This is a genomic window from Rhizobacter sp. P3_B12, assembly GCF_056402895.1.
Map to the genome: position 1 here is coordinate 1 of NZ_JBFUGN010000152.1, position 9,403 is coordinate 9,403.

At 69.4% G+C, this 9,403-nt stretch carries 13 protein-coding genes; 5 read left to right on the forward strand and 8 right to left on the reverse strand.

The features are described from left to right. Positions 1-14 precede the first annotated feature (14 nt). Positions 15-590 (forward strand): lytic transglycosylase domain-containing protein, encoded by a 576-nt coding sequence (locus AC1D01_RS10935; RefSeq protein ID WP_477866071.1) that lies wholly within the window; start codon positions 15-17, stop codon positions 588-590. Here AC1D01_RS10935 and AC1D01_RS10940 read toward each other — a convergent pair. The 6 genes from AC1D01_RS10940 to hemA form a co-directional block, all read right to left on the reverse strand. Further along, positions 587-1,150, reverse strand: a complete 564-nt coding sequence (locus tag AC1D01_RS10940) for a UbiX family flavin prenyltransferase (protein ID WP_477866061.1) — start codon at positions 1,148-1,150, stop codon at positions 587-589. The genes AC1D01_RS10935 and AC1D01_RS10940 overlap by 4 nt on opposite strands. A 5-nt stretch (positions 1,151-1,155) precedes the next feature. Further along, complete coding sequence (gene grxD / locus AC1D01_RS10945; RefSeq protein WP_477866062.1) at positions 1,156-1,473, reverse strand: Grx4 family monothiol glutaredoxin; 318 nt, start codon at positions 1,471-1,473, stop codon at positions 1,156-1,158. Positions 1,474-1,584: 111 nt separating this feature from the next. Beyond that, complete coding sequence (locus tag AC1D01_RS10950; protein ID WP_477866063.1) at positions 1,585-2,160, reverse strand: hypothetical protein; 576 nt, start codon at positions 2,158-2,160, stop codon at positions 1,585-1,587. A 155-nt stretch (positions 2,161-2,315) separates the two neighbouring features. Continuing rightward, positions 2,316-3,161 (reverse strand): peptide chain release factor N(5)-glutamine methyltransferase, encoded by an 846-nt coding sequence (gene prmC, locus AC1D01_RS10955; RefSeq protein WP_477866064.1) that lies wholly within the window; start codon positions 3,159-3,161, stop codon positions 2,316-2,318. Beyond that, positions 3,158-4,243 carry a peptide chain release factor 1 gene (prfA, locus tag AC1D01_RS10960; RefSeq protein ID WP_477866065.1) on the reverse strand — a complete coding sequence of 362 codons (1,086 nt, stop codon included), beginning with the start codon at positions 4,241-4,243 and terminating at the stop codon, positions 3,158-3,160. Before prfA ends, prmC begins: the two co-directional genes overlap by 4 nt. Positions 4,244-4,339: 96 nt before the next feature. Then, positions 4,340-5,632, reverse strand: coding sequence for a glutamyl-tRNA reductase (hemA, locus tag AC1D01_RS10965; protein ID WP_477866066.1), 1,293 nt, complete (start codon positions 5,630-5,632; stop codon positions 4,340-4,342). A gap of 130 nt (positions 5,633-5,762) precedes the next feature. Here hemA and AC1D01_RS10970 point away from each other — a divergent pair, with 130 nt between their 5' ends. Next, complete coding sequence (locus AC1D01_RS10970) at positions 5,763-6,044, forward strand: hypothetical protein (protein WP_047500164.1); 282 nt, start codon at positions 5,763-5,765, stop codon at positions 6,042-6,044. On the opposite strand, the gene miaB is transcribed toward AC1D01_RS10970, so the two are convergent. Then, positions 6,041-7,393 carry a tRNA (N6-isopentenyl adenosine(37)-C2)-methylthiotransferase MiaB gene (miaB, locus tag AC1D01_RS10975; protein WP_477866067.1) on the reverse strand — a complete coding sequence of 451 codons (1,353 nt, stop codon included), beginning with the start codon at positions 7,391-7,393 and terminating at the stop codon, positions 6,041-6,043. The two genes, AC1D01_RS10970 and miaB, sit on opposite strands and share 4 nt — an antisense overlap. A 10-nt stretch (positions 7,394-7,403) precedes the next feature. Next, the gene (locus tag AC1D01_RS10980) at positions 7,404-7,793 is read right to left on the reverse strand and encodes a hypothetical protein (protein ID WP_477866068.1); all 390 of its coding nucleotides are present in this window, start codon (positions 7,791-7,793) and stop codon (positions 7,404-7,406) included. 62 nt (positions 7,794-7,855) lie between these two features. On the opposite strand from AC1D01_RS10980, the gene AC1D01_RS10985 reads away from it, so the two are divergent. The 3 genes from AC1D01_RS10985 to AC1D01_RS10995 form a co-directional block, all read left to right on the forward strand. Then, positions 7,856-8,593 carry a trypsin-like peptidase domain-containing protein gene (locus AC1D01_RS10985; protein WP_477866069.1) on the forward strand — a complete coding sequence of 246 codons (738 nt, stop codon included), beginning with the start codon at positions 7,856-7,858 and terminating at the stop codon, positions 8,591-8,593. A 124-nt stretch (positions 8,594-8,717) separates the two neighbouring features. Then, entirely contained in the window at positions 8,718-8,990 is a 273-nt protein-coding gene (locus AC1D01_RS10990) for a hypothetical protein (RefSeq protein ID WP_047501001.1), read from the forward strand. Positions 8,991-9,220: 230 nt separating this feature from the next. Beyond that, a partial coding sequence (locus AC1D01_RS10995) for a cold-shock protein (protein WP_477866070.1) occupies positions 9,221-9,403 on the forward strand: 183 nt, incomplete at its 3' end.

Here is a 9,403-nt window from a genome sequence, read left to right on the forward strand (position 1 = left end):
CGGCCGCTCCGTGGCTGGCCGCGCTGCCGGTGCGCGAGGCGCTGGCCGGCGCGCAGGTCGAGGAGCCGCTCGCCGATGCGGTGCGCGGTGCGCTGGCCGCGGCCATCGCCAACAGCGCGCCGCCCAAGCCCGTCTTCGTCACCACCGAGGCCCGCCTGGCCTACCTGCGCTGGCTCGGCGAGATGAGCAGCCGCCTGAAGAAGCGCAAGGCCGAGCACGTCACGCGCATCGAGTTCCTCGACACGCTGTGGTACGAGAGCACGCGCGCCGGCCTCGAACCCGCGCTGATGCTGGGCCTGGTGCAGGTGGAGAGCGGCTTTCGCAAGTACGCGATCAGCAGCGTCGGTGCACGCGGCTACATGCAGGTGATGCCGTTCTGGGCGCGGCTGATCGGCAATGGCGACGTGAGCCGGCTGTTCCACATGCAGACCAACCTGCGCTTCGGCTGCGTGATCATGCGGCACTACCTCGATGTGGAGCGCGGCGACCTGTACATGGCGCTCGGCCGCTACAACGGCAGCCGCGGCAAGCCGGAGTATCCGAACCTGGTGTTCGGCGCCAAGAAATACTGGGACTACAAGGCGAGCTAGAGGCCGGTCCACGGCGTGGGCATCGCGGCCTCCACGCCCAGCATCGACAGCACCCGCTCGACGGTCTCGTTCACCAGCTCGTCGATCGTCGTCGGCCGGTGGTAGAACGCCGGCAGCGGCGGGAAGATCACGCCGCCCATCTCGGTCACCGCGGTCATGTTGCGCAGGTGCGCCAGGTTGAACGGCGTCTCGCGCACCATCAGCACGAGGCGGCGGCGCTCCTTCAGCGTCACGTCGGCGGCGCGCGCCAGCAGGCTGTCGGAGAAGCCGTGCGCCACCGCGGCCAGCGTCTTCATCGAGCACGGCGCGATCACCATCGCCGAACTCGCGAACGAACCGCTGGCGATCGCGGCGCCGACATCGGCCGGGTTGTACGCGGTGTGCGCCAGCGATTCGAGTTCGCGCCGGTCGAGGCCGAGTTCGTGGTGAACGTTCAGCACTCCGGCCGGGCTGGCCACCAGGTGGGTCTCGCAGCCGAGCGCCTTCAGCCGCTGCAGCAGCCGCACGGCATAGACCGCGCCGCTGGCGCCGGTGACGCCGACGACGATGCGCTGCGGCACCTGGATCAGACCTTGGCGCCCAGCACCTGCTGCAGCTCGCCCGCCTGGTACATCTCCATCATGATGTCCGAGCCGCCGACGAACTCGCCGTTCACGTACAGCTGCGGGATGGTGGGCCAGTTCGCGTAGTCCTTGATGCCCTGGCGCACGCCTTCGTCCTCGAGGACGTTGACGGTCTTCAGGTCGGTCACGCCGCRGGCCTTCAGCACCTGCACCGCGCGGCCGGAAAAACCGCACATCGGGAATTGYGCCGTCCCCTTCATGAACAGGACCACGCGGTTCTGCTTGACGAGGTCATCGATGCGTTGCTGTACGTCGCTCATGGTCTGGCGCCGGCGGGCCCGGCAGAGTTCAAGGTGGAAGGGACGACGTTATACGGCAAACCGCGTGCCGTTCGCGCCGACACCCGGCATGTCCCCGGGCGAAATGCGCCTTCAGAACGAGTACGACACGCCGAGCTGCAAGACCGGCTGCAGCCGCAGCTCGCGCACCTGGTCGTCCAGGCTCTGGCCGAGATTGCGCCCGAAGCGGCTGGCCAGCACGCCGACATCGGCAGAGAAGCCCCATCCGCCCTTGACCGACAGCCCGGTGTAGCCGATGCCGACATAGGGCGAGGTGGCGCTGTCGGTGCTGCCGTCGGGCGCGGGATTGATGCGGCGGTCGATGCTGAACTGGCCACCGCTGCCGGGACCGCTCCACGGCGAGGAGCGCGGACCGAACAGCACGCCGCTGGTGGCGCGCAACCCACCGGCGGCGCCCTGGTTGAAGGCGGGGGTCAGGTAGTAGTCGGCCATCAGGCTCAGGCTGCTGAGCTTCAGGCTGGTGGGGTCGAAGCCCGGCGCGTCGATGCGCAGGCCGGGACTGGCGGTGCCGAGGCTCACGCGGCCCTGCAGCTTGCTCCAGCCGAGGCCGTTGCCGCCTCCACTGCCGCCGGCGTCGAGGGCCATCGCCGCCTGCGCGCCGAGCGCCAGGGCGCCGACGCCGATCCACTTCCACCTCGGGTTCCACATGGCGACTCTCCTTGCGACGGGTGTGACGGGAGACGAACCTGCGGGCCGCTGAAGGCCTCGGGACCATGCTACGCCGGCGGCACCCGCTTGTGGGTGGCGTCCCCGCGACTGAGTGGAAACAGTCGTGAGTGTGTGCGGTTCTGCCGGTGGCGGGCTCAGCGCGTGGCCTGCCGCCAACGGCCGCCGGTGCAGCGGTCGTTGCCGCCCAGGTCGCGCCGGGTGCTCACGTCCTGCAGCCCGGCCGCGGCCAGCAGGGCTTGCACGGCAACCGCCTGGTCGTGCCCGTGCTCCAGCAACAGCCAGCATCCATCGTGCAAGTGGGCACTGGCACCAGCGGCGATCTCGCGCAGCGAATCCAGGCCGTCTCCGCCCGGCGTCAGCGCCTGCAGGGGTTCGTGGCGGAGTGCATCGAGGTGATGGTCGTCGCCCGCGATGTAGGGCGGGTTGCTGACGACCAGCTCGAAGCGGCGTCCCGCAACCGGTGTCCACCAGTGGCCGGGCCGCAACGCGATCGGCAGGCCCAGGGCCTGTGCATTGGATTCGGCGACCGCCAGCGCGTCGGGGCTGGCGTCGACGGCGGTGAGGTCGGCGCGCGGGCAGCGGTGCTTGATCGCGAGCGCGATGGCGCCGGAGCCGGTCCCCAGGTCGAGCACCTGCGGCCGGCCGGTGGCCGCGAGTTCGGTGCCGAGCAGTTCCAGGGCCCAGTCGACCAGCGTCTCGGTGTCTGGTCGCGGCACCAGCACCGCCGGCGAGACCTGCAGCGTCAGGCCGTGGAACTCCTGGCGGCCCAGCAGGTAGGCCACCGGCTCGCCGGCGCTGCGGCGCGCGACCAGCGTGTCGAATTGCGCGGCCCGGTCCGGCGCCAGCGCGTCGTCGCCATGGGCCATCAGCCAGCTGCGGTCGCGGCCGAGCACGGCGGCGAGCAGCAGCTGCGCGTCCAGCCGGTCGAGCCCGGCGGCACGTGCGCCTGCCAGCGCCGCGTCGACGGTGCCCGGGATCACGCGCCGCGCCCTTCCAGCTCGGCCAGCTGCTCGGCGGCGCTGGCCGCCTGCAGCGCGGCCACCACGTCGTCGAGCTCGCCTTCCATCACCGACTGCAGCTTGTAGAGCGTCAGGTTGATGCGGTGGTCGGTCAGCCGGCCCTGCGGAAAGTTGTAGGTGCGGATGCGGTCGCTGCGGTCACCGCTGCCGATCAGCCCCTTGCGCGTGGCCGCCTCCTTGGCGGCGCGCTCGCTGCGGTCCTTCTCGCGCAGCCGCGCCGCCAGCACGGCCAGCGCCTTCGCCTTGTTGCGGTGCTGCGAGCGGTCGTCCTGGCATTCTGCGACCAGCCCGGTCGGCAGGTGGGTGATGCGGATCGCGCTGTCGGTCTTGTTGACGTGCTGGCCGCCGGCGCCGCTCGCGCGGAAGGTGTCGATGCGCAGGTCGGCCGGGTTCAGCTGGATCTCCTCGGCCTCGTCGGGCTCCGGCATCGCCGCGACGGTGCAGGCGCTGGTGTGGATGCGCCCCTGCGTCTCGGTCTGCGGAACGCGCTGCACGCGGTGCCCGCCCGATTCGAACTTCAGCCGCGCGTACACGTCGTCGCCGTCGACGCGCAGCACCACTTCCTTGTAGCCGCCGAGATCGGACATGCTCTCCGACATCAGCTCGGTGCGCCAGCCGCAGCGCTCCGCATAGCGGGTGTACATGCGCAGCAGGTCGGCGGCGAACAGCGCCGATTCGTCGCCGCCGGTGCCGGCGCGGATCTCGAGGAAGGCATTGCGGCCGTCGTCCGGATCGCGCGGCAGCAGCGCGGTCTGCAGCTCGCCTTGCAGGCGTTCGAGGTCGGCCTCGGCGGCGGCGATCTCCTCGCGCGCCATCTCGGCGAGGTCCGCGTCGGCCAGCATCTCGCGCGCGGCCAGCAGGTCGCGCTCGCGCTGCTGGTAGCGGCGAAAGCGCTGCACCACGCCGTCGACCTCGGCGTGCTCGCGCGTCAGGCCGCGGAAGCGGTTCATGTCGCTGACCACCGAGGGGTCGGCGAGCGTCGCGTCGAGTTCGCTCAGCCGCAACGCGAGGCGTTCGAACTGCTGGCGGAGGGTGTCTTTCATCGGGGCTCCGGAAAAGGTTCGCGGAGCTGGCGCGCGGCCGAAGCCGCAACAGGGTGCGCCCGCCCCGCCGTTCATGCGGCGGACGACGGGGCGTCGCTAGTGGTGGCCGTCGCCCGGCTTGCGGGGGGCACCGCGCAGGAACAGGCGGGACACCGTCTGCGCGAGCGCGGCGCGTTGTTCGCCGTCGGCGGCATGCAGTTCAGCCAGCGTGCCGTGCAGCATCTTCTGGGTCAGGCCGCGGGTCAGCGCATCGAGCACCACATCGAGGTCCTCGCCCTTCGCGAGCATCTTGCGGGCGCGCGCGATCTCGGCGGCGCGCCAGTCGTCGGCCTGCGCATTCAGCGCCTGGATCAGCGGCACGGTGCCGCGCTGGTCGAGCCAGTGCACGAAGCTCTGCACGCCGCTCTCGATGATGACTTCGGCCTGCTGGACCGCGGCCTGGCGCTTCTCGCCGGCGGTCTGCACCAGTGCCGACAGGTCGTCGACGGTGTAGAGGTAGACGTCGTTCAGCCGCGAGACCTCGGGTTCGATGTCGCGCGGCACGGCCAGGTCGACCATGAACATCGGCCGGTGCTTGCGCGCCTTCAGCGCGCGCTCGACGGCGCCCAGGCCGATGATCGGCAGCGAACTGGCGGTGCACGAGATGACGGCGTCGAATTCGCCGAGCCGGGCCGGCAGGTCGGACAGGCGGATCGCCTCGGCGCCGAAGCGGCTGGCCAGCTTCTCGCCGCGATCGAGTGTGCGGTTGGCCACGGCCATCGCGCGCGGCGCGCGGGCCGCGAAGTGCGTGGCGACCAACTCGATCATCTCGCCGGCGCCGACGAACAGCACCTTGGTCTCGCGCAGGTCCTCGAACAGCTGCGACGCCAGGCGCACCGCGGCGGCGGCCATGCTGATCGAGTGCGAGCCGATCTCGGTGGAGGTGCGCACGTCTTTCGCGACCGCGAACGAGCGCTGGAACATCTGGTGCAGCGTGGTGCCCAGCGTGCCGGCGGTGCTGGCCTCGCGCACCGCCTGCTTCATCTGGCCGAGGATCTGCGGCTCGCCCAGCACCATCGAATCGAGGCCGCTCGCGACGCGGAAGGCATGGCGCGCTGCGGCACCGCCCTCCAGCACGTAGGCGTGGTCCATGAAGTGGTGGCTCGCCACGCCCCCCACGCCGGCCAGCCAGTCGATGGCCGGGCGCACCAGCGCCGGCTCGGCCGCGCAGTACAGCTCGGTGCGGTTGCAGGTGGACAGGATCGCCGCCTCGGGGCTGCCGCTCGGGCGCGCAACCCGCTCGCGGAAGCCCTGCAGGGTCGGCGCCAACTGCTCGAGCGTGAACGCAAAACGGCCCCGCAAATCCAGCGGAGCCGTCGTGTGGTTCAGGCCGAGGGCGAAGACACTCATGGGCAGATTATAAAATTTGCAACGCCGTCGGGCGTTTGCCGATTCTCAAGACCGTCATAGGCGCTGACGATTCGTCACAATAACGCGGTTTATCGGCAACTTCCGGGCCAGCTTTCGCGAGAACCAGTCGATGGGACCTTTGGACGCACTGTGGCACCTGTTGAATTTCCTCGGACCCGCCTTCGGTGTCACCGCGCTGGCGTCGGCATTGACCAAGCTGCTGTGGCGGCGTGAGCTGGCGAACGTCCGCTGGGCGCGGCTGTGGCTGTGGTCGGCGGGCGTGGCCAGCGTGGTGACCATCGTCGGCCTGGCCTGGCTGGGCCGAGACGGCAAGATGGCCACCTATGGCGCGATGGTCGTCGGCTGTGCGCTCACCCTCTGGTGGGCCGGCTTCGGCCCTGGCCGCCGCTAAGCCACCACCTCTTCCTCCAGCGTCACCACCTCGCCGCGCAGCGAATGCGGGTAGGCCAGCGTGATGTTCACGTCGATCATCTGCCCGACCAGCCGTGCCGGCCCGGCGAAGTTGACGATGCGGTTGCACTCGGTGCGGCCCATCAGCTCGTTCGCATCCTTGCGCGACGGGCCCTCGACCAGGATGCGCTGAACCGTGCCGACGCGCGACTGCCCGATGCGGCGCTGGTTGTCCTCGATCACCGCCTGCAGGTGCTGCAGCCGCGCGAGCTTGGTGGCGTGCGGCGTGTCGTCGGCGAGCGCCGCGGCCGGCGTGCCGGGGCGCGGGCTGTAGATGAAGCTGAAGCTCGAATCGAAGCCGACGTCGTCGATCAGCTTCATCATCCTCGTGAAGTCGTCCTCGGTCTCGCCGGGGAAGCCGACGATGAAGTCGCTCGACAGGCTGATGTCCGGCCGCACCGCGCGCAGCTTGCGGATCGTGCTCTTGTACTCGAGCACCGTGTAGCCGCGCTTCATCGCCATCAGGATGCGGTCGCTGCCGTGCTGCACCGGCAGGTGCAGGTGGTTGACGAGCTGCGGCACGCGGCCGTACACCTCCACGAGCCGGCTCGTGAACTCGTTCGGGTGGCTGGTGGTGTAGCGGATGCGCTGGATGCCGGGGATCGCGGCGACGTACTCGATCAGCAGCGCGAAATCGGCGATCTCGGCGGTATCGCCCATCGCGCCGCGGTAGGCGTTGACGTTCTGGCCCAGCAGCGTCACTTCCTTGACGCCCTGGTCGGCCAGGCCCGCCACCTCGACCAGCACGTCGTCGAACGGCCGCGAGACCTCTTCGCCGCGGGTGTACGGCACGACGCAGTAGCTGCAGTATTTCGAGCAGCCTTCCATGATCGAGACGAAGGCCGTCGCGCCCTCGACGCGCGCCGGCGGCAGGTGGTCGAACTTCTCGATCTCGGGGAAGCTGATGTCGACCTGCTGGCGCTGCTGCCGCTGGCGCTGCTTCAGCAGCTCGGGCAGGCGGTGCAGCGTCTGCGGGCCGAACACCACGTCGACGTACGGCGCGCGCTCGATGATGGCCGCGCCTTCCTGGCTCGCGACGCAGCCGCCGACGCCGATCATCACGCCCTTGGCCTTCAGGTGCTTGACGCGGCCGAGGTCGCTGAACACCTTCTCCTGCGCCTTCTCGCGCACCGAGCAGGTGTTGAACAGGATCAGGTCGGCCTGCTCCGGATCCTGCGTGGGTTCGTAGCCTTCGGCCGCGTGCATGACGTCGGACATCTTGTCCGAGTCGTACTCGTTCATCTGGCAGCCGAAGGTCTTGATGTAGACCTTCTTGGTGCGTTGTTCCATGGCGACCTCGTCAGGGCTTGGTCCAGACCTGGGCCGCTGCATCGAAGCTCCAGGCCTGCGTCTGCTCGACCGTGGTCGGCCACGGCACGACCTTGATCTCGTCGTCGCGCAGGATCCACACGTCCTTGATCAGCCCGGTGAACTCGGTGGTGTAGTGCACGACCAGCTTGTTGCCGACCAGCGGGCCGGTCAGCACCAGCAGGTTGTTCTGGCCGCGGATGCGCACGCCCGGGGCGAGCTGCGCCGGCTTGCCGTTCAGCGTGACCAGCGGCGGGCTGTCGAAGGCGATCACGCCGCGCAGGGCGTTCTGCGGGAACGGGCGCTGCGCCTGGGCGGCGGCGGGCAGGGCGGTGCAGGCGAAGGCGAGGGCTGCGGTCGCAGCGATCACACAGCGGTACATGGTGTTGATCCAGTGGCTGTCGGTCAGACGGAACGGGGATTCTAGGCCCCACACTCGGGGCCATGATCGAACCGCTGCTGCTGACCTCCGCCCGCGTCTCCACCTTCGACGGCACCCTCCCGCTGACCGGCGCGAGCGGCTTCTTCTTCGAGCGCGACGGGCGGCTCTTCCTCGTCACCAGTCGCCACGTGCTGATCGACGCGCCGAGCAAGCACTACCCGAGTCGCATCGAGATCGAGCTGCACACCGATGCCGTCAACCTGACCCGCTCGATCGGGCTGTCGATGCTGCTGTACCGCGACGGCAAGAGCGTGTGGCGCCAGGGGCGCGACGCCGGCGGCGAGATCGACGTCGCGGTGCTCGAGATCGAGCGCTCGGCGCTGCCGGCCGGCGTGGCGATGGTGCCGTTCACGCCCGACCACCTGCAGCATTCGCTCGACGAGGTGGAGGTCGGCAGCTCGCTGCTGGTGGTGGGCTTCCCGCTCGGCTTCCACGACGTGGTGCACCACCTGCCGGTGGTGCGGCAGGCGGCGATCGCGTCGTCGTTCGGCGTGCGCTTCCAGGGCCAGGGCTACTTCCTGACCGATGCGCGCACGCACCGCGGCACCAGCGGCGCACCGGTCGTGATGCGTCATCCGCAAGGCGGCGCGCTGCCGTGGAAGCTGCTCGGGATCCACTCGTCGCGCATGGACATGGGCGGGCGCGACCTCGAACACGACGAATCGCTGGGCCTGAACTGCGCCTGGTACGCCGACATCCTGATGACGCTGACCGACGACGAGGCGGCCGTCGCCCCGTGACGCTCGCGGCGGTGGCGAGCCCGCGGCGGGCAAATCTCCTTGAAATCGTCACAGGTATGTCGGATCGCGGTGGTACTGTCGGAGGGTTCGCCGTTCAAAGTCGTTCCCGAAAGGCCTCATGAGCATGACCCGTTCCGCGCCTCGCCGACCCTCGACCGATGCGCCCGCCGTCTTCAAGGCGCCCCCCGCGACCCCCGCGGCTCTCAAACGACAGGCGCTGCGCAATGCCTTGCTCGGCACGGTGGAACTGCTGCAGCACCGGCAGGCGGAACAGATCAATGCGAAGCTGATCGACGAGTACGTGGCACTCGACTGGTTCGAGTGGCGCGGCGGCTCGCTGCAGATCACGCTGACGGGCCAGAACATCTGCAAGCAGATCCGCAGCGGCCTCGTCTGAGGGGGTGATGCCCGGTGCGTTCGCATAGCCCAGCAGGGCTTTGCGAGCGGATCGCTGCCGGCCTGCGCGTAAAATCCACTCCGTAGGCATGCATAAGACCGTCTTTCAGCAAGTCCTCATCCCTGTCCCCGGGCCAGTTCCGGGGATGCCGGTTGACAGTCCCATCGTTGATTTTCTTGGCGTCTCTGCACTGCGCGGCATGTGCTGCGCATGACTCGAAAGGAATCGACATGACGACTCAAACTCAAACCGGCACCGTGAAGTGGTTCGACGAAGGCAAGGGCTTCGGCTTCATCACGCCGGACGGCGGCGGCAAGGACCTGTTCGCCCACTTCAGCCAGATCCAGGGCGGCGGCTTCAAGAGCCTGGCTGAAAGCCAGCGCGTTCAATTCGAGGTGACGCAGGGCCAGAAG